This is a genomic window from Streptomyces sp. NPDC040410, from assembly GCF_055595715.1.
The window spans coordinates 157,471-175,343 of the sequence record NZ_JBVIVK010000014.1 but is presented as its reverse complement, the minus strand read 5'-3'; the positions used below and the strand labels follow the sequence as shown (position 1 = coordinate 175,343).

Annotated in this window: 17 protein-coding genes and 1 pseudogene; 6 read left to right on the top strand and 12 right to left on the bottom strand. The window is 71.9% G+C overall.

Annotation, left to right across the window (positions count from 1 at the left end; translation table 11 throughout):
• Positions 1 to 12: 12 nt before the first annotated feature.
• Positions 13 to 468, bottom strand: coding sequence for an ATP-binding protein (locus ACZ562_RS26480; protein WP_471183745.1), 456 nt, complete (start codon positions 466 to 468; stop codon positions 13 to 15).
• A 126-nt stretch (positions 469 to 594) separates the two neighbouring features.
• On the bottom strand, positions 595 to 1,896 hold the full coding sequence (locus tag ACZ562_RS26475) for a DUF6777 domain-containing protein (RefSeq protein WP_471183743.1): 1,302 nt from the start codon (positions 1,894 to 1,896) through the stop codon (positions 595 to 597).
• Between the two features lie 161 nt (positions 1,897 to 2,057).
• Here ACZ562_RS26475 and ACZ562_RS26470 point away from each other — a divergent pair, with 161 nt between their 5' ends.
• Positions 2,058 to 3,335 carry a streptophobe family protein gene (locus tag ACZ562_RS26470; RefSeq protein WP_471183740.1) on the top strand — a complete coding sequence of 426 codons (1,278 nt, stop codon included), beginning with the start codon at positions 2,058 to 2,060 and terminating at the stop codon, positions 3,333 to 3,335.
• Positions 3,336 to 3,389: 54 nt separating this feature from the next.
• Here ACZ562_RS26470 and ACZ562_RS26465 read toward each other — a convergent pair whose 3' ends face one another.
• From ACZ562_RS26465 to ACZ562_RS26450, 4 genes are read right to left on the bottom strand one after another with little or no spacing between them, the layout of a single operon-like run.
• On the bottom strand, positions 3,390 to 4,382 hold the full coding sequence (locus ACZ562_RS26465) for a serine/threonine-protein kinase (RefSeq protein ID WP_471183738.1): 993 nt from the start codon (positions 4,380 to 4,382) through the stop codon (positions 3,390 to 3,392).
• A complete protein-coding gene (locus tag ACZ562_RS26460) occupies positions 4,382 to 4,879 on the bottom strand; it encodes a hypothetical protein (protein ID WP_471183917.1) in 498 nt (165 codons plus the stop codon). Before ACZ562_RS26460 ends, ACZ562_RS26465 begins: the two co-directional genes overlap by 1 nt.
• 56 nt (positions 4,880 to 4,935) lie before the next feature.
• Positions 4,936 to 7,284: an ABC transporter ATP-binding protein/permease gene (locus ACZ562_RS26455; protein WP_471183735.1), complete on the bottom strand. Its 2,349-nt coding sequence runs from the start codon at positions 7,282 to 7,284 to the stop codon at positions 4,936 to 4,938.
• A 58-nt stretch (positions 7,285 to 7,342) separates the two neighbouring features.
• Positions 7,343 to 7,753, bottom strand: a complete 411-nt coding sequence (locus ACZ562_RS26450; RefSeq protein ID WP_471183733.1) for a hypothetical protein — start codon at positions 7,751 to 7,753, stop codon at positions 7,343 to 7,345.
• Positions 7,754 to 8,148: 395 nt separating this feature from the next.
• Between ACZ562_RS26450 and ACZ562_RS26445 the strand changes: the two genes are divergently transcribed.
• Positions 8,149 to 8,436, top strand: coding sequence for a DUF1905 domain-containing protein (locus ACZ562_RS26445; protein WP_471183731.1), 288 nt, complete (start codon positions 8,149 to 8,151; stop codon positions 8,434 to 8,436).
• 66 nt (positions 8,437 to 8,502) lie between these two features.
• Here the strand turns inward: ACZ562_RS26445 and ACZ562_RS26440 are convergent, their stop codons facing one another.
• Positions 8,503 to 9,492: an aldo/keto reductase gene (locus ACZ562_RS26440; RefSeq protein ID WP_471183728.1), complete on the bottom strand. Its 990-nt coding sequence runs from the start codon at positions 9,490 to 9,492 to the stop codon at positions 8,503 to 8,505.
• A 114-nt stretch (positions 9,493 to 9,606) separates the two neighbouring features.
• Between ACZ562_RS26440 and ACZ562_RS26435 the strand changes: the two genes are divergently transcribed.
• Both ACZ562_RS26435 and ACZ562_RS26430 read left to right on the top strand, forming a co-directional pair.
• Positions 9,607 to 10,527, top strand: coding sequence for a LysR family transcriptional regulator (locus ACZ562_RS26435; RefSeq protein WP_471183726.1), 921 nt, complete (start codon positions 9,607 to 9,609; stop codon positions 10,525 to 10,527).
• Between the two features lie 43 nt (positions 10,528 to 10,570).
• Positions 10,571 to 11,086: a mycothiol transferase gene (locus ACZ562_RS26430; RefSeq protein ID WP_471183723.1), complete on the top strand. Its 516-nt coding sequence runs from the start codon at positions 10,571 to 10,573 to the stop codon at positions 11,084 to 11,086.
• Here the strand turns inward: ACZ562_RS26430 and ACZ562_RS26425 are convergent.
• From ACZ562_RS26425 to ACZ562_RS26415, 3 genes and pseudogenes are all read right to left on the bottom strand, one after another.
• Positions 11,068 to 12,138, bottom strand: coding sequence for an adenosine deaminase (locus ACZ562_RS26425; protein WP_471183721.1), 1,071 nt, complete (start codon positions 12,136 to 12,138; stop codon positions 11,068 to 11,070). The genes ACZ562_RS26430 and ACZ562_RS26425 overlap by 19 nt on opposite strands.
• Before the next feature lie 38 nt (positions 12,139 to 12,176).
• Positions 12,177 to 12,572, bottom strand: coding sequence for a VOC family protein (locus tag ACZ562_RS26420; protein WP_471183719.1), 396 nt, complete (start codon positions 12,570 to 12,572; stop codon positions 12,177 to 12,179).
• A gap of 520 nt (positions 12,573 to 13,092) precedes the next feature.
• Positions 13,093 to 13,982: pseudogene (locus ACZ562_RS26415) on the bottom strand (glycoside hydrolase family 19 protein).
• A gap of 284 nt (positions 13,983 to 14,266) precedes the next feature.
• On the opposite strand from ACZ562_RS26415, the gene ACZ562_RS26410 reads away from it, so the two are divergent.
• The gene (locus tag ACZ562_RS26410) at positions 14,267 to 15,112 is read left to right on the top strand and encodes a class I SAM-dependent methyltransferase (protein WP_471183716.1); all 846 of its coding nucleotides are present in this window, start codon (positions 14,267 to 14,269) and stop codon (positions 15,110 to 15,112) included.
• On the opposite strand, the gene ACZ562_RS26405 is transcribed toward ACZ562_RS26410, so the two are convergent.
• The gene (locus tag ACZ562_RS26405; protein WP_471183713.1) at positions 15,102 to 16,298 is read right to left on the bottom strand and encodes an RNA polymerase sigma factor; all 1,197 of its coding nucleotides are present in this window, start codon (positions 16,296 to 16,298) and stop codon (positions 15,102 to 15,104) included. The two genes, ACZ562_RS26410 and ACZ562_RS26405, sit on opposite strands and share 11 nt — an antisense overlap.
• Positions 16,298 to 16,651, bottom strand: coding sequence for a YciI family protein (locus ACZ562_RS26400; RefSeq protein WP_471183710.1), 354 nt, complete (start codon positions 16,649 to 16,651; stop codon positions 16,298 to 16,300). Before ACZ562_RS26400 ends, ACZ562_RS26405 begins: the two co-directional genes overlap by 1 nt.
• A gap of 98 nt (positions 16,652 to 16,749) precedes the next feature.
• Here ACZ562_RS26400 and ACZ562_RS26395 point away from each other — a divergent pair, with 98 nt between their 5' ends.
• Positions 16,750 to 17,796: an acyl-CoA dehydrogenase family protein gene (locus tag ACZ562_RS26395; RefSeq protein WP_471183707.1), complete on the top strand. Its 1,047-nt coding sequence runs from the start codon at positions 16,750 to 16,752 to the stop codon at positions 17,794 to 17,796.
• The last annotated feature ends 77 nt before the right edge of the window (positions 17,797 to 17,873 follow it).

The following is a 17,873-nucleotide window of genomic DNA, read 5'->3' as shown; positions in this document are numbered from 1 at the left end:
CCGCGTCCGTGCTCACTCGCTGCCGAGGCTCACCGCGGCACTGATGCGCTTGCCGACCGGCACCCGTTCGACGACGACATGCGCCGCGAGCGCGTGGACTATCTCAAGGCCGTGCCGGCCGACCCGTTCGGGATCACGGGGGAAGCGCCTGGGCAGCGCGGCGCTGCTGTCGTAGACCGCCACCGTGAGCGAGGTGTCCGTGCCCTCCAGCTCCAGGATGTACGGCCCGTTGCTGTGCCGGTCGGCGTTGGTGACCAGCTCGCTCACCACCAGGAGCACCTCCCCCTGGGCGCGGGCGCCGATGGCGGCGTACCACTCGGTCCTGAGCTGGTCGAGGAAGAGCGCGGCGAAGTGCCGGGCATCCGCGATGCATCCCGGTTCGCCTGTGTAGTGTGCCGCCCGCCGCAGCGGTTCCACGGGCACGTCGAAACCAGTCGGTATCACTGCCCCGTCCAGGTGGTCGATCATGCGTTTCTCTCTCGGAAGCCGGACTGGCCGGACGCTGCTGCACCAGTGCTCGTACCCCGAGCTGCGCCTCGCAGTCCTGGAAGACACCGTGAGTCCCTTACGCCGTCGGCGCCCGGCCCGGGTGGGTCACAGCAGCGTCGATCGAGTCGTGGAGTCCTGCGGAGCCGAGGAGGGGGGCGGAGCCGAGGACGGGGCAGGCGACCCGGGCGAGGGTGACACGGGAGGCGCGGAGGAAGGCGTCACGGGGGGAGGCGTCACGGCGGAAGGTGTCACGGACGAAGGCGGCACCGAGGACGGCGGCACCGAGGCGGGCGGAGGCACCGAGGACGGTGAGGAGGGCGGCACGGAGCTCGGGGGCGACGGCGCCGTCGGTGTCGGCGGGCACGGGGTCGTCGAGGGGGCGGGCTTCCCCGAGGCGCACGGCGAAGGTGAAGTGGTCGACGGGGACGTCGAAGGAGACGTCGGAGTGGTCGCGCTCACCGACGGGGAGGGCCGGTGCGCCGGCGGCTTGGTCTTCTTGTCCTTGTGGCCGGTGTCGCCGTGGTGCCGGGAGAACCAGCTGTGACGCTTGGAGTCGTAGACCACGAAGGTGTTGACCACCTTCGGCGCCGGCGTGACCACGACGACGTTCGAGGGGTTGTACGACGGCCACGAGTCGCCCGTGCGCCGGGGCGCGGTCTGCTGGGCGACCGGAGGGGTCAGCGGGTTGCCGCAGGCACAGCGCACGCGGGGCACGCCACGGTTGTCCACGAGAACGGCCGTGCCGGTCTGCAGGACGGCCTGGTAGCTGGTGGCGGCGCCGTCGCGGTAGCCGTGGTTGGTGACCCGCGTGTCCATGCGCAGCTGTACGGGAGTGAGGGAGCGCAGATAGGCGGGGGTCCTGGGGGGCTCGACACCGGCGACCGAGGCGAACGCCCTGTTCTTCGAGGGGGATGCCTGGAGGCTCTTGACCTGCTTCTCCACATCGCAGCTGGAGACGTTCTGCGTGCCGCCGTAGAGGCCGGGTGCTCCGCCGTCCACGCCCCGGACCGCGTTGGCCGGGGCCGACTCGGTGGCCGTGGAGGCGGAGACCGGCGGGGCGGAGTTGTCGGTGGCGGTCGACGCGGTGAACGGGTCGGGGCCGGTCTTGCCGGCGGCCTGGAGGAAGACCTCGCCGCCGCTGCCCGAGCTGCCGTCGGGGCGGCTGAAGAGCACCGCCAGCACCACCGCGGCCACGACCAGGGTGGCGAGTACGGCGACGCGGGGTGCGGACTTCCACCACGGGTGGCGGGGCCCCGGCTCCGGCGCCGCTCCGCCGCCCGTCGGCTGGGAGGGCGGGCCCGGAGGCGGCGGCTGGGAGGGCGGGCCGGAAGGCGGCTGCGAAGGGCCTGACAGGGGGCCGGAAGGCGGTCCTGTGGGGCGGCCGGACGACGGCGGTTCCACGCTCACGAGCTCTTCTTCCCGAAGCGGAGCCAAGCGTGTTTGTCATGCTTTCACCGCTTCTGCACCATGACACTTCCATTGTGTGCTCCGGATGCCTGCCGTGCGCAAGCCGACGCGGACGGCCCTCCCGGCGGGCGCACCGCGCGGGGGCTGCATAGCGTGGCAGCGTGAGCCCGCGTACCCCCTCGGACCAGGCAGTCGCCCGACACGGGTGGCCGCAGGCGCTCGCCACGGTGCTGGGCGCGCTGATCGCCATGGGAGCGGTCGCCGCCCTGGGGCTGTGGGCGGCCGGTGCGGCGGATCTGCCGGACAACGCCTTCCCCCGGGTCGTCGCGGCGACCGTGGTCACGGCGGTCGGCGGCACGATCGAACTGTCGGGGAACGCCGGCGCGCTGGCCGAGACCCAGGCGGGGCTGGCCGTGATCCCGCTGTCGGTCACGCTCGTCGGGGCCCTGATGATCGCCGCGGGTTTTCTGCGTGCGCTGCGCCGCCGGGCGGTCGCCGGCGCCGTGGAGCTGGCCGGCTGGGCGGGGAGGATCGCCGTGGTGTGGCTGGTCGCGCTGCTGGCCCTGGCCTTCGCGGCCCGCCAGACGTTCGCGCTCTCCCTCGGGGAGGAGGCGATCGAAGACCTGGGTGACCTGTTCGGCGTCGCGCCGAAGGTCGGCTTCACCACGGACGTGCCGCTGACCGTCTTCTTCGGTCTGGTGTGGCTGGGCGGTGTGCTGGTGCTGGCGCTGCTGGTCTCGCGCAGGGCTCCGCTGCCGGCGCGGCTGCTGCGCTTCCAGGAGACGGTACGGCCGGCCGCGTACGCCATGGTCGCGCTGCTGCTCGTCTACGTCGCCCTGGGCGTCGTCATCGCCCTCGTCGTGGCGGCGACCCGCGGCCATGCCGCCGAGACGATGGCCGTGATCCTGCTCGGCATGCCGAACCTGGTCTGGCTGACGCTCACGATCGGTCTCGGGGCGACTTGGAACGGCCAGGTGTCGGGCCCGTTCGGGCTGCCCATGCCGCATGTGCTCGACGAGGTGCTGCGCAGGGACGACGTCTCCGCGCTCAGTCTGAGCACGCTCTCCCAGTACGACGGGAGGGTGTGGTGGCTCGTGGCCGTCGACGCGGTGCTGCTGCTGGCCGCCGCGTTCGTGATGGCGGCGCGCTCCCCGGCGCGGATGCGGGCCTGGCAGCACGCCGTGCACATGGCGGCCGCGCTCACGCTCACAGTCCTCATGATCTGCCTCGTCTGCCGCGTCACGGCGCACTTCGGTCTGTCGGTGCTCGTCTTCGGCGACCTGGGCGGCGGCCTGTCCGGAAAGCTGTTGCTGGAGCCTGAGTTGTGGTCCGCGCTGGGACTCGCCGTGCTGTGGGGCCTGGTCGCCGGTTTCCTCGGGGGGCTGCTGGCCGGCCCGGTGCACCGGCGGGGAGAGGTCGACGACGTCCGGGGGCGGTGACACCGGCCACGGCTGCCCTGTGCCGCGAAACGGCCCTTGGCCGGGTACGCCTAGTTAGGTGCGCTGCCGGAAGACCGGCTCGGCCCAGCGCGGCGGTGCGGCCGGGCGTTCCCCTCGCGGGTCCACGACCCGCAGGTCCACCTCCGTGGACGGATGGGGGGCCGCCGGGGTGCCGTGGGCGGCCGTGCGCAGGGCGGCCACGAAGGCGAGGCAGGTGTCGTAGCGGTCGTCGGGACTCTTGGCCAGGCCCTTGGCGAACGCGGAGTCCACCTGTGGGACCAGGTCGGGGCGGGCTTCGGTCAGCGGGGGCGGTGGGTCGTACTGGTGGGCCCACAGGAGGGCCATGTCGTCGTCGCGGAGGAAGGGCGGCCGGCCCGCGAGGGTCTCGTAGACGACGCAGGCGAGGCCGTAGACGTCGCAGCGGCCGTCGACCGGGCGGCCGGAGATCTGTTCCGGCGCCACGTAGTCGAGGGTGCCCACGAACTGGCCGACCGTCGTGAAGCCGGTCAGGGACAGCGACTTCTTGGTCAGGCCGAAGTCGGTGAGGTAGACATGCTCGGGGTGGTCGCTGTCGGTGCCGCGGGCGACCAGGATGTTGCCGGGCTTCACGTCCCGGTGGACCAGTCCGTGCTCGTGGGCCGCGTCCAGCGCGGAGGCCACCTGCACCGCGATCCGCAGGGCGGTGGCGTGCGGCAGCGGGCCCTCGCGGTCGAGGAGATGGCGCAGGTCGCTGCCGGAGACGTACCGCATGGCGATGTACAGCACACCGTCCGTCTCCCCCGCCTCGAAGACCGGCACGATGTTGGGGTGGTCGATGGCGGCGGCCACCCGGGACTCGTGGCTGAAGCGCTGCCGGAAGGTGTCGTTGCGGGCGAGTTCGGGGGCGAGCAGCTTGAGGGCGACGGTGCGCTCCAGGCGCAGGTCCCGGGCGCGGTACACGACGGCCATGCCGCCGCGGCCGATCTCGGCCTCGATGCGGTAGCCCGCGACCTTCCTGCCTATCAGTTCGGAGGGCCGGCCGGAGAACAGGCTCGTCTCGTGTGCCATCACGTACCGCCGTCGGGTGTCACGACCTGGGTGGGCGCGTGGCCGGAGTCCTCGGCGGCGCTCGGCGCGTCGTCGGCCGCGTAGGTGTTCAGCCGTGTGCCGTCCCCGTACACCCAGCACCCCTGCCGGCTGTCGTACAGCCACACGGACTCCCCGTCGACCACGACCCCGATCCGCAGCCCCGCCGTACGGCTGCGGAAGGCCTCGCCGTCGAGGGCCGCCTCCGCCAGTTCCTCGACCGCGGTCCGGTAGCGGGCCAGGGCCTGTTCGGTGCGGGCGAGCAGGGGGCGTGGGTCGGCGGTGCGGGCGGGCGGGTCGTCGGCGGCGGGCGGGTCCTGGGGTACGGCGACCAGGTGACGGCCGTCGACCCAGGCCGACCAGCCGTTGGCGCACAGGACGTGGCCCCAGTCGCCGCGCCGCTCCACCAGCTGGACCGGCAGCAGCGGGTCGAGGGGCACGGTGGGCCGGTCGGGGTCGGGTGCCTCCCAGGCGGGCATCCCGTGCCGGGGCACGACGTGCGTGGGCCGGAAGCCGGGTGTCGTCGTCACAGCGCCTACTCCCGCATCACGGCCGGTTCGTGCCGGCGCAGCAGCCGCGACACGACCCAGCCGAAGACCGCCGACAGGACGACCAGCATCGCCACGTTGAGCAGCCAGACGCCCGTGGAGTGCCGGAACATCGGGTCGTCGGTCAGTTCTCCGGGCACGATCCGGGCCAGCCCGATCGTGCCGGCCATCGCCCCGAGCGCCCAGCGCGAGGGAACCAGCCAGGACAGCTGCTCCAGGCCGGGAACGCCGTCGAGCTTCAGCAGGGCGCCGCAGAAGACCACTTGGACGATGGCGAGCAGCACGAGCAGCGGCATCGTCACCTCCTCCTTGCGCACCAGCGCGGAGACGAGCAGGCCGAGCATCATCGCCGTGAAGGCGAGCAGGGCGACGGCGACCGTGATTTCGGCGAGGGGCGGCATCAGCACGCCTTCGCCGCCGGGCGCGTTGAGGTCGACGCCGAGCAGCGCGACGAGGGTGAGCACCACCGCCTGCAGCACGGTGATCGCCCCGAGGACCACCACCTTCGACATCAGGTACGCCGATCTGGACAGGCCCACGGCCCGTTCGCGCTGGTAGATCACGCGTTCCTTGACGAGTTCCCGGACGGCGTTGGCCGCGCCGGTGAGGACTCCGCCCACGCACAGGATCAGCAGCGCGTTCATCGCCGACTCCTGGGTCAGCTTGCTGCCGGCCAGCGCTCGGGCCAGGGCGCCCATCACGAACGGAAGGGCGATCATGACGGCAAGGAAGGTGCGGTCGGCGCTCAGCGCGGCCGTGTACCGGCGGATCAGCGTGCCGAGCTGTGCGGTGCGGCTGCGCGGCCGGGGCGGGCGCGTGATGATGACCGGCTCCGACCTGGGCAGGCGGGGCTGGGCGGAGGCGTCGGCGACGTACTGCCGGTGGACGGGCGATGCGCGGAAGTCTCCCGCCCAGTCCCGCTCGCGGTCGCGTTCGAAGGCCTCGAATGCTTCCGGCCAGTGCTCGAAGCCGAAGTAGGCGAGGGCGTCCTCCGGCGGGCCGTAGTACGCGATCCTCCCGCCAGGCGCGAGGACGAGGAGCCGGTCGCAGACGTCGAGGCTGAGGACGCTGTGGGTGACGACGATGACGGTGCGGCCGTCGTCGGCGAGGCCGCGCAGCATGTGCATCACGGAGCGGTCCATGCCGGGGTCGAGTCCGGAGGTCGGCTCGTCGAGGAAGAGCAGCGACGGCTTGGTCAGCAGCTCCAGGGCCACGCTCACGCGCTTGCGCTGTCCGCCCGACAGGCTGTGCACGGGCTGCCCTGCGCGCTGCTCCAGGCCGAGTTCGAGGATGACCTCGTCGACCCTGGCCCGGCGCTCGGCCCTGGCGGTGTCCTGCGGGAAGCGCAGTTCGGCGGAGTAGGACAGGGCGCCGCGGACGGTGAGCTGGGTGTGCAGGATGTCGTCCTGCGGGACGAGACCGATGCGCTGGCGCAGCTCGGCGTAGTCGCGGTACAGGTCCCGGCCGTCGTACAGCACGGTGCCGTGGTCGGCGGGCCGCTGCCCGGTGAGGGAGTTGAGGAGGGTGGACTTTCCCGCGCCGCTCGGGCCGACGACCGCGAGCAGGCACTTCTCCCCCACCGGGAACGACACGTGGTCGAGCAGCGTTTTGCTGCCGCGGTCGACGGCGACCGTGAGGCCCTGCACGTCGAGGGAGACCTCGCCCGTGTCGACGTACTCCTGCAGCTGATCGTCGACCAGGCAGAACGCCGAGTGGCCGATGCCGACGATGTCACCGGGCCCGATGGTGGCGGACTCGACGGGCCGGCCGTTGAGGAACGTGCCGTTGTGGCTGCCGAGGTCGGCGATCTCGTACGTCCCGTCGGGCAGGGCCCGCAGTTCGGCGTGATGGCGGGAGACGATCAGGTCGTCGACGACCAGGTCGTTGTCGTCGGGGTCGCGGCCGATGCGGACGGTGCGGGCGGGCAGCGGTCGTACGGCGGTGGGGTGCCGGAAGGTGCCGGTGAGGGCGGGCATCGAGACACCGACGGCGGAGGGGCGCTCCGGGGCCGGTTCCGGGCGGCCGAGCAGTGTCACGCGCGGGCCGTCGAAGGGGTTGCCGAGGTGGATGACGCTGCCGGGGCCCACGCTCCACTCTTCGACACGGCGGCCGTCGGCGTAGGTGCCGTTCGTGCTGTTCTCGTCCGCGAGCGTCCAGTGTCCGCCCTCGGGCCGCAGGACCGCGTGGTGCCAGGAGACCCGGGCGTCGTCGATGACGATGTCGCTGGAGGGGTCGCGTCCGACGTGGTAGGCGTGGCCCGGACTCATCACCATGGAGCCCGACTCGGTCTCCAGCACGAGTTCGGGCGCCGTCGGCGCGACCGGCCGCTCCGCCATGCCAGAATTCTACCGATTTGTTCATGTATGCGCCTGATGCACCGCTTCTGGAGCCCGCTCAGGCGACGGGTACGGCCAGCGCCGGAATGGTCCGCTGCATACGCAGGGCGTCGATGGACTCCGCGAGAAGTTCGTACTCCGTGGTGTCGTCGACGGCGGCGATCCGCACCAGCCGCCCGGCCGCCAACTCGTCGGCGACCAGCTCCTGTCGGGCCACGTCGCCGCACCAGGCGCGCAGCAGGGCCGGCACGTCAGGCACGGTGCCGGCGACCGGGACGAGCGCACCGGGCGGGAAGTGCGCCGCCTCGGGGCGCGGATCGAGGCGGTCCGCGATCCAGGAGGCACGGTCGCGCAGCCACCACAGGGCGAGGGCCAGGGTGGGCGCCCGGTAGGTTCCCAGAGGGACGCCGATACGCCGGCCGTCGCAGGTGCCGTACGCCGTGACATGGCACAGGAATTCGTCGTGCACGTTCCACTCCCCGTCGCTCCGCTCGCCTGCCCGCTGGGCCTCTCCTTCGCTGCGGCTCGTGACTTTCGGTGCGGTTCGTGTGCTGTACGTGTTCGTGGCTTCGCTCGATGTGAGGTCCTTCAACTGTTGAGTATGTTCACTGCCGAAACACTGTCACCACGACTTTCCGGCCAGTCTCCTGGCATATGCACACCACGGCGTGACCGAAAGCCGGCGGACCTGCGGCGGTCGGCATCACCCGCGGGGTAAATCGACCGGGTCCGTGCTCGGCTTCCTGGACAGGGTGCCGGCCGGGGCGGCGTGAGCCGTGCCGCGTCCGCGATGAGTTTTCCCGCTCCCGGTGGTCTCTTGGGTACGGGTCTCCTGAGTACGGGGACACGGGAGCGGAGGACGCGATGGGCACGACCGGGAAACTGGACGAGGAATTCACCGCGGTGCTGCGCAAGAGCCCGAGCGAAGGCGGCTGGACCTATCTGGTGTGGCCCGGGGCCGCCGAGTTCTTCGGCACCCGCGGACTGGTCAAGGTGCGCGGCACGATCGACGGGCACCCCTTCCGCAGCTCCTTCATGGCCCTGGGCGACGGCACCCACAAGCTGCCCGTCAAGGCCGAGCTGCGCAAGGCGATCGGTAAGGAGGCGGGTGAGAGGGTGACCGTACGGCTGGAGGAACGGCTCAGTACGTAGCCGCGTCCCGATACGTCACTGCGGCCCGCCCCGGATCACCGTGCGTCACCCTCCTCGGTGAGCGCCTCACGGCCTGACGACCGCGTCGATCCGAGCCAGCTCGTCGGCGTCGAAGTCCAGGTTGCGGACGGCCTCGACACTGTCCGCCAGTTGCTGCGGGCTGCTCGCACCGACCAGCGCGGAGGTGATCCGGCCACCGCGCAGCACCCAGGCCAGGGCCATCTGGGCCAGGGACTGGCCGCGGGACCCGGCGATGTCGTCGAGGGCCCGCAGCCGCCCGACGAGTTCCCCGGTGACCGCGTCGGAGTCGAGGAACGGGCTGTCGCTCGCGGCCCGCGAGTTCTCGGGGATGCCGTCGAGATAGCGGGCCGTCAGCAGGCCCTGCTCCAGCGGGGAGTAGGCGATGGAGCCGACCTGGAGCTCGTCCAGCGCGTCCAGGAGCCCGTCCTCGGGGCGCCGGTCGAGCATCGAGTAGCGCGGCTGGTGGATCAGGAGAGGCGTGCCCAGCTCGCCGAGGACGCGCGCCGCTTCGCGGGTCTGCTCCGGTGAGTAGTTGGAGACGCCGACGTAGAGCGCCTTGCCCTGCTGGACCGCCGAATGCAGGGCGCCCATCGTCTCCTCCAGGGGAGTCTCCGGGTCGGGGCGGTGCGAGTAGAAGATGTCGACGTGGTCCACGCCCAGGCGCACGAGGCTCTGGTCGAGCGAGGACAGCAGGTACTTGCGCGAACCCCACTCGCCGTACGGGCCGGGCCACATCAGGTACCCGGCCTTGGTGGAGATGAGGAGTTCGTCGCGGTACGGCGCGAAGTCCGCCTTGAGCGCCTCGCCCAGGGCGGACTCGGCGGCGCCGGGCGGCGGGCCGTAGTTGTTCGCCAGGTCGAAGTGGGTGACACCGAGGTCGAAGGCGCGGCGCAGAATGGCGCGCTGCGTCTCGACCGGGCGGTCCGGGCCGAAGTTGTGCCACAGACCGAGCGAGAGCGCGGGAAGCTTCAGGCCGCTGCGTCCGGTGCGCCGGTAGGGCATGTCCGCGTAGCGGTCGGGGTGTGCGGTGTACAACGCGACTCCAGAGGGGGTTGGGGAGCACCTGGAATTGGATCCACCCTTTCGCAAGCCGTGGGCAGCGGTCCAACAGAAGAATCGGATGGAATTCAGCGGATACGCTTCTCAATCATGGAACTGCGCCATCTCCGGCACTTCGTCGCGGTCGCCGAGGACCAGCATTTCACCCGGGCCGCCGAACGGCTCATGGTGTCCCAGTCCGGCCTCTCCGCCTCGATCCGGGCGCTGGAGCGGGAGCTGCAGACCCCGCTGTTCGTACGGACGACCCGCCGGGTCACCCTCACCGAGGCCGGGCGTGCGCTGCTGGGCGAGGCCGAGCGGATCCTGGCCCAGGTCCGGGCTGCCCATGAGGCGGTCGCCGCCGTACAGGGCGTGCTGCGCGGCACGCTCGCGCTGGGCACCGAGCAGTGCATCGCGGGCGTTCATGTGGCGAGGCTGCTCGCCGCGTTCCGGCGGCAGCACCCGGACGTGGAGATCCGGCTGCGGCAGGCCGGCTCGGGGGCACTGGCGGAGGAGGTGACGGCCGGCCGTCTCGACCTGGCCTTCGCGGTGCGTACCCGGGCGGACACGGAGCAGCTGCGCTCCGTATCGCTGACCAGCGAGCCGATGACCCTGCTGTGCCACCCCACCCACCGGCTCGCGAGAGCGGGTGCCGCCGTCACGCCGGACGACCTGGGCGGCGAGGTCTTCGTCGACTTCCACCCGGACTGGGGCCCGCGGCGCACCACGGACGCCGCCTTCGCCGCCGCGGGCGTCGGGCGCACCGTCGCGCTCGAGGTGAACGACGTGCACGGCCTGCTCGACCTGGTGGACGAGAACCTCGGTATCGCCGTCGTTCCGCGGCACTTCCGGCACAAGCGCACCTCGCTCGCCGCCGTCCCGCTCAAGGGCACCGGCGACTCTGTGTACGAGACGGTCGCCCTGCTGCCGCCTGCTCAGGCCACCAGTCCGGCGGCGCGGGCGCTGATGACGCTGCTCGAAACCCTGGAAACCCTGGAAACCCTGGAAACCCTCAGAACCCTCGAAACCTGAGGACCCGGGGGCGTGACGGACCGCCGTGCGCGATGGTGGACGTATGCATGCGAAGGACATCCTCATCGACGGGTACAACCGCATCCGGGAAGAAGTCCATGCCGCGGTGGAGGGCCTGACACCGGACGTGCTCAACGCCCGGCCCGCCGCCGACGCCAACTCCGTCTCATGGTTGGTCTGGCACCTCACCCGCGTCCAGGACGACCACATGGCGGACGCCTCCGGGCTCGACCAGGTCTGGCTGACGCAGGGCTGGGAGAAACGCTTCGGCCTCGACCTGCCCCGCAAGGCCACGGGCTACGGCCACAGCGGCGCCCAGGTCGCCAAGGTGCGGGTCGACTCCGGTGACCTGCTGACCGGCTACTACGACGCCGTCCACGAGCAGAGCCTGGAGTTCCTGCGCGGGCTGACCGCCAAGGACTTCGAGCGCATCGTGGACGAGCGCTGGGACCCGCCGGTCAGCCTGGGCGTACGGCTGGTCAGCGTCCTGTCCGACGATCTGCAGCACGTCGGACAGGCCGCCTACGTTCGGGGTCTGCTTCAGAGCGCGGCCGCGTAACCCGGCAGGACGACGTCCTCGATGAGGGCGCCCCGCTCGTCGAACGGGATGAACGCGCTCTTGAGGGCGTTCACCGTGACCGTGCGCAGGTCCTCGACGGTCCAGCCCGCCTCCTCGACCAGCAGCGACATCTCGCGGGTCATCGTCGTGCCCGACACCAGGCGGTTGTCGGTGTTGAGGGTGACGCGGAAGCCGAGGTCCTTCAGCGCGGTGATCGGGTGCTCGGCGATCGAGGTGGCGGCGCCGGTCTGCAGGTTGGAGGTCGGGCACATCTCCAAGGCGATGCGGCGGTCGCGGACCCAGCCGGCCAGACGGCCGAGCTTGCCGTCGACGATGTCGTCGGTGATGCGCACACCGTGCCCGATGCGCTGGGCGCCGCACACCTGGAGGGCCTGGTGGATGCTGGGCAGGCCGTGCGCCTCGCCCGCGTGGATGGTGAACGGGACGCTCTCGCGGCGCAGGTGCTCGAAGGCGGCGAGGTGGTCGGCGGGCGGGAAGCCGTCCTCGGCGCCCGCGATGTCGAAGCCGACGACACCCGCGTCACGGAAGGCCACCGCGAGGTCGGCGGTCTCCCGGGTCCGGTCGAACATCCGCATGCCGCACAGCAGGGTGCCCACCCGGACCGGGGTGCCCGCGGCCGCAGCCTTGGCCATGCCCGCCGCCAGGCCCTCCTGAACGGTCTCGACGACCTCGGGCAGTACCAGCCCGCCGTTCACCATCAGCTCGGGCGCGTACCGCACCTCGCCGTAGACGACACCGTCCGCGGCGAGGTCGAGGACGTACTCCTCGGCGGTGCGCAGGAGGCCCTCGCGGGACTGCATCACCGCGAGGGTGTGCTCGAAGGTGGCTATGTAGCGGACCAGGTCGCCGGAGTTCGCGGCCTCGAAGTACCAGGCGGCCAGCTCGTCCGGGTCGGTGGTGGGCAGGGTGTGGCCGACCGCCTCCGCGAGCTCCACGACGGTGGCGGGGCGCAGGCCGCCGTCGAGGTGGTCGTGCAGCACCGCCTTGGGCAGGCGGCGGAGGGTCTCGGTGTCGATGCGGTGCGCGGTCATGCGTGTCGTGTCTTTCCTCGGGTCGGGCCGGACGGCCCTCAGGCGGTGGCAGGCTGGAGCAGGTCCCAGCGGTTTCCGTACAGGTCCTGGAAGACGGCGACGGAGCCGTACGGCTCGTGCCGCGGTTCCTCCAGGAAGATCACGCCCGCGGCGAGCATCCGGGCGTGGTCGCGGGCGAAGTCGTCGGTGTGCAGGAAGAAGCCGACGCGTCCGCCGGTCTGGTCGCCGACGCGGCCGCGCTGGGCGTCGCCCTTGGCCCGGGCCAGCAGCAGCGCGGTCCCGTCCCCCTGCGGGCCCGGCCGCACGACGACCCAGCGGGAGCCGTCGGGACGCGGGGTGTCCTCGACGAGCCGGAATCCGAGGGCCTCGGTGTAGAAGCGGATCGCCTCGTCGTAGTCGTCGACGACGAGGGTGACCAGGGCGATACGACTCATCGGGTCCTCTCCGGGGGTGGGATTGACGGGAGAGGTTATACGTAAAACTCAACCGACGCCAGTCAGCACCTTCCGGCCTGTGCGGCCCGGCGGCGATGACGGCGGCGCGGCGCGGAGAAGCGGCGGGCGCGTGCGGTCCGGGGCGGGCGTACACACCCCGGACCGGGGGCCGCGAAGACGCTTAGACCTTGCGCCGGCGTCTACGCAGGCCCCCCGGTCCGGTCCGGGTGTGTACGTCGGCCCCCGGCCCGGGTTGTGTACACCCAACCGAAGTGCCCCACTCCCCGGCATAGTTGCGGTAGGGGCCGGCCTTGGTGGCGACGAGCAGGTCGCCAGGGCAGCGGGCCGTGCGGCGCTGCCCGCCAGCCGCATCGCTCGGAAGCCGATGTGGTGGACGGGCGGGTCGCCGATTCTTCCAGGTGCCCGAGCAGTCCGCGGGGAACTCCCTGGAGGTCACCGGCGGAGTCTGGTCCACGGCCGGTGCGCCGCCGTACCGACTGTGCGAACCGCCGTACGCCCCTCAGCAGTAGAGGTTGCCGCCCGGTGTCGTCCCGAGGATCCGGGTGAACCGCTGGTAGGCGTCGACGCGGCTCTGCACCTGGGCCGGGTTCTTGCCGTCGCACTCGAGGGAGCCGTTGATGCTCCGGATCGTCTGGCCGAAGCCGGCTCCGTTGACCATCGCGTTGTGCGGGGTCATGGTGCCCGGTCCGGTCTGGGTGTTCCAGTACCACAGTGCCGTCTTCCAGGCCACGGCCGCGTCGTTCTGCACCAGCCAGGGGTTGCCCAGGAGATCGATGCCGAGCGCGTCGCCCGCGGCCTTGTAGTTGAAGTTCCAGCTGAGCTGGATGGGGCCGCGCCCGTAGTAGGCCGCCTGGCCGGCCGGGCAGCCGTAGGGCCTGCTCCAGTCGCAGTAGTGCGGGTGGTTGGCGGTGTTCTGCTCGACCACGTGCACGAGACCGCCGGTCTCGTGACTGACGTTGGCGAGGAAGGCCGCGGCCTCCTGCTTCCTCACCGTGTCGCTTCCGGTGTTCGCGAAGCCGGGGTACGCGCCGAGGGCGGCGGTGAGCCCGCTGTACGCGTAGAAGGAATTCCGGTTCGGGAACATCTGGTTGAACTGGGCCTCGCTCACCACGAAGGTGCCGGCCGGGGTCCCGGGCCGTTGTCGCAGGCGTAGGGCTCCCAGTACCAGGTGCTGATGGTCGGGTCGTAGCCCGGATTGTCGTGCTCGGCGATGTAGGCCTTGCCGTCGGTGTAGCGCACGATGTCTCCGGTGGTATACGACCGTCCGGCCACCCAGTTCGGGTAGCTCGAACACGTGGCGGCGGACGCCTGGGAGGCGGGCAGCAGGACCGGCACGGCGCTTGCCAGGACGAGTGCGGTGACCACGGCGGAGATGCGGCGTTTCGGCACAGGATCAACTCCTTTGCGGAGCACGGCCGCACCCGGACAAGGGCAGGGCGATGCCGGCCTTGTGCGCACGTCCCGGTCGGACCGGGCACGGCGTGGGCGCGGCCGTGGTGGGGGGTGTGGAGGCACACTCCCACCGCTTTGGTCTGTACCAGTCAAGGGTATAGACCAGTCAACTTCCCTCCTGCCACCGGAACTTAGGGGAGGGCACCACCGATTCGGCGCTCGCACTGCAGCCCGCGGACACCCCGGTGGCCCGCGGGGGCCCCATCGGGGAAGGTGGTGGGGTGACCGAGCAGCGCTTCGACGTGTGGGCGGCCGGCACGGCCTACGAGCGGTACATGGGCCGGTGGAGCCGGCTGATCGCGGACGGTTTCGTCACATGGCTCGGCTGCGGGAGAGGTCTGCGGTGGCTGGACGTCGGCTGCGGTTCGGGGGCCTTGACCAGCACGGTCGCCGACCGGTGCCGGCCGCTGACCCTGCTGGGGGTGGAGCGGTCCCCGGGGTTCGCGGCCACGGCTCGCGCTTCGGCTTCCGCGCCAGCGCACTTCGCCGTGGCGGACGCCCTGGCGCTGCCCGTGCGCGGCGCCGTCTTCGACGTGGCTGTCAGCGGACTGGTGCTGAACTTCCTGCCCGCGCCGGACGCCTCGGTGGCCGAGGCGGCACGCGCGGTACGGCCGGGCGGACTGGTCGCCGCGTATGTGTGGGACTACGGCGACGGCATGGGGTTCCTGCGCCGCTTCTGGGATGCCGCGATCACGGTGGACCCGTCGGCGGCCGCGTTCGACGAGGGACGCCGGTTCCCGCTGTGCCGGCCGGAGCCTTTGCGGGCGCTGTGGACCGGGGCGGGACTGGTCGACGTGGCCGTCGCCCCGGTCGAGGCACCGACCCGCTTCGCCGGGTTCGCCGACCTGTGGGAGCCGTTCCTGGCCGGTCAGGGTCCGGCCCCCGGCTATGTCGCCGCCCTGGCACCCGCGGCCCGGGCCCGGCTTCGGGAGGCGCTGCGTGAGGTCATACCCGAGCGTGCCGACGGAACGATCCTCCTTGAGGCCCGCGCGTGGGCGGTGCGGGGCCGCAGACCGGAGAACGGAAGTCGCTCAGCGATCGGAGAACGGAAGTCGCTCAGCGTGTGAGTGACCCGACACGCCGCTGGAGGAAGGCCCTCTCCGCCGGGCTCTCGGTGAGCGCGAGGGCTGCCTCGTACGCACGTACTGCCTCGGCGCCCCTCCCCAGGCGGCGCAGCAGATCGGCGCGGACCGCGTGGAAGACGTGGTAGCCGCCGAGGTCCAGCGTGTCGACGAGGTCGAGGGCCCGGCGAGGACCCTCGACCTCGGCCACGGCGACCGCCCGGTTCAGGGCCACGACCGGGCTCGGGGCGAGAGCCATGAGCTGGTCGTACAGCTGAATGATCTGCCCCCAGTCCGTGGCGTCCGCGGTGGGCGCGTCGCTGTGGACGGCCTGGATCGCGGCCTGGATCTGGTACGGCCCCGGCTGGTCGCGCCGCAGGCAGCGGCGGACGAGCCCCTGCCCCTCGGCGATCAGAGCCCGGTCCCACCGGCCACGGTCCTGCTCGGACAGCGGCACCAGCCCGCCGCTGCCGTCCTGCCGCGCCGGCCGGCGCGACTCGGCGAGGAGCATCAGCGCGAGCAGGCCGGTGACCTCGGGTTCGTCCGGCATGAGCTCGGCCAGGAGGCGGCCGAGACGCACGGCTTCGCCGCACAGGCCGGGAGAACCGGTGTACCCCTCGTTGAAGATGAGGTAGACCACGGCCAGCACGCCCCTCAGCCGGTCAGGGAGGTCCGCGTCGCGGGGCACGCGGTACGGGATCCGCGCATCGCGGATCTTGGCCTTGGCCCGGACGAGCCGCTGGGCCATCGTCGGTTCGGGCACCAGGAAGGCGCGGGCGATCTGTGCCGTCGTGAGGCCGCCGAGGAGCCGCAGGGTGAGAGCCACCCGCGCCTGCGTGGCGAGGGCGGGGTGGCAGCAGGTGAAGATCAGGCGGAGCCGGTCGTCGCGCACGGGGCCCTCCTCGGGCGGCGCGTCAGGGGTGTTCAGCAGCGCGGCCTCGGCATGGCGGGTGTCGCGCTTCGCCTCCCGGCGCAGCCGGTCGATCGACCGGTTGCGGGCGGTGGTGATGATCCAGCCTGCCGGGCTCGGCGGTACACCGGTCTCCGGCCAGCGTTCCAGGGCCGCGGTGAAGGCGTCCTGGACCGCTTCCTCGGCGAGGTCGATGTCACCGAGGAAGCGGACGAGAACGGCGACCGCGCGGCCGTACTCCCTGCGGAAGACGGCCTCGACGTCCGCGGATGTGGCGGGCATCAGTCCTCGGCCTGGTGCATGAAGGGGCGCACCTCGATCGGCAGGGTGGTCGCCAGCGCGGCCTTGCGGCCCCACTCAAGCGCCGCGTCCAGGTCGGGCGCCTTGACGATGCAGATGCCGCCGAGCATCTCCTTGCCCTCTGCGTACGGCCCGTCGGTGACCAGGACGTCCTCGTCACGGGGCCGCAGCACGGTCGAGGATTCCGGGCCGTGCAGTCCCCCGGCGAACACCCAGGCGTCCGCCTCCCGCAGCTCCTGGTGGAAGGCGTCGAGCTGCTTGCCGATCTCCGCGAGGACCTCGGGCGGGGGCGGCTCCCCCACCGGCTGCATCACGCTGAGCAGGTAGTACTTCATGACGGCCTCCTTGGCTTCGTGTCGTTCCCTCACCTCCTACACGAACGGCAGAGCCCCGGATCGACACCTCGCCCCACCGCAACGGAAGAATTCCTCCCATGACCACCACACTCCACCCCCTCGTCGCCCGCGCCCGGCGGCTCGCCGACGATCTGCTGGCCCCGCACGCCGGACGCGTCGACCAGGAGGGCGTGCCCGCGAGCCACATCAAGGCGGTGAAACGGTCGGGGCTGCTCGGCGTGAGCGCGCCGAAGGAGTACGGCGGAGCGGCCGCCCCGGCCGCGGTGGCGCGGGAGACCGCGGAGATCCTGGCCGGGGCGTGCTGCTCGACATGGTTCGTACAGACACAGCACCACACGCCGGTGATGACGCTGGCCAAGGGCGCGTCGCCGGTACGGGAACGCCTGCTGGGCCGGCTGGCGCGCGGCGAGCTGCTGTCGGGGGTGGCCTACGCGCACCTGCGCGCGTACCCGCGGACCCCCGTACGGGTGATCCGGGACCGGGGCGGGTGGCGGTTCGAGGGGACCGTGCCCTGGTACACGGGGTGGGGGCTCAACGACGTCATGCTGCTCGCGGGCGTGACCGATACGGACGAGGCGCTCTTCGCCTTCACCGAGGCACGGGAGCAGCCGGGGCTGCGGGCGTCGGAGCCGATACGTCTCGTGGCGCTCACCGCCTCACGCACGGTCTCACTGGAGCTGGACGGGCTGTGGCTGCCCGAGGAGTCGGTGACCCTGCGGCAGCCGTACGACCAGTGGGCCGCGGCCGACCGGCCGAAGACGGTGAACCCCTCACCGGCGGCCTTCGGCATCACGAGCGCCGCACTCGCCCTGCTGGACGAGGACACCGCGGGGCCCCTGCGCGCCCGCATGGAAAAGGTCCGCAGCCGGGCCTACGCCCTGGCCGACCACGCCGCGCCGCACGAACACCTGGCGGAACGGCTGGCCCTGCGTACACAGGCGTACGAGGTGATGCGGACGGCCACCACCGCTGCGGTGGTGGCCGGAGGCGGCCGTGCGACGGCCCTGACGAGCAAGCCCCAACGCCTGGCCCGCGAGGCGATGTTCCTCTTGGTCCAGGGCCAGACCGCAGAGTCACGCCGAGCACATCTCAACGCGCTGACGGGCAGCACCGCTCAGCTCTGAGCCTGGACCGAAAAGTACCTGCCCCAAGGACCACGACGGGTACCGGCGCCTACGACCTCAGCCGGGCTCTTCCGCAC

Bases quoted from the DNA above. Each gene is read 5' to 3' on its own strand.
- ACZ562_RS26480 (WP_471183745.1), bottom strand. From the start codon at position 468: ATGATCGACCACCTGGACGGGGCAGTGATACCGACTGGTTTCGACGTG.
- ACZ562_RS26465 (WP_471183738.1), bottom strand. From the start codon at position 4,382: ATGGCACACGAGACGAGCCTGTTCTCCGGCCGGCCCTCCGAACTGATA.
- ACZ562_RS26460 (WP_471183917.1), bottom strand. From the start codon at position 4,879: ATGCCCGCCTGGGAGGCACCCGACCCCGACCGGCCCACCGTGCCCCTC.
- ACZ562_RS26455 (WP_471183735.1), bottom strand. From the start codon at position 7,284: ATGGCGGAGCGGCCGGTCGCGCCGACGGCGCCCGAACTCGTGCTGGAG.
- ACZ562_RS26445 (WP_471183731.1), top strand. From the start codon at position 8,149: ATGGGCACGACCGGGAAACTGGACGAGGAATTCACCGCGGTGCTGCGC.
- ACZ562_RS26435 (WP_471183726.1), top strand. From the start codon at position 9,607: ATGGAACTGCGCCATCTCCGGCACTTCGTCGCGGTCGCCGAGGACCAG.
- ACZ562_RS26430 (WP_471183723.1), top strand. From the start codon at position 10,571: ATGCATGCGAAGGACATCCTCATCGACGGGTACAACCGCATCCGGGAA.
- ACZ562_RS26425 (WP_471183721.1), bottom strand. From the start codon at position 12,138: ATGACCGCGCACCGCATCGACACCGAGACCCTCCGCCGCCTGCCCAAG.
- ACZ562_RS26420 (WP_471183719.1), bottom strand. From the start codon at position 12,572: ATGAGTCGTATCGCCCTGGTCACCCTCGTCGTCGACGACTACGACGAG.
- ACZ562_RS26405 (WP_471183713.1), bottom strand. From the start codon at position 16,298: ATGCCCGCCACATCCGCGGACGTCGAGGCCGTCTTCCGCAGGGAGTAC.
- ACZ562_RS26400 (WP_471183710.1), bottom strand. From the start codon at position 16,651: ATGAAGTACTACCTGCTCAGCGTGATGCAGCCGGTGGGGGAGCCGCCC.
- ACZ562_RS26395 (WP_471183707.1), top strand. From the start codon at position 16,750: ATGACCACCACACTCCACCCCCTCGTCGCCCGCGCCCGGCGGCTCGCC.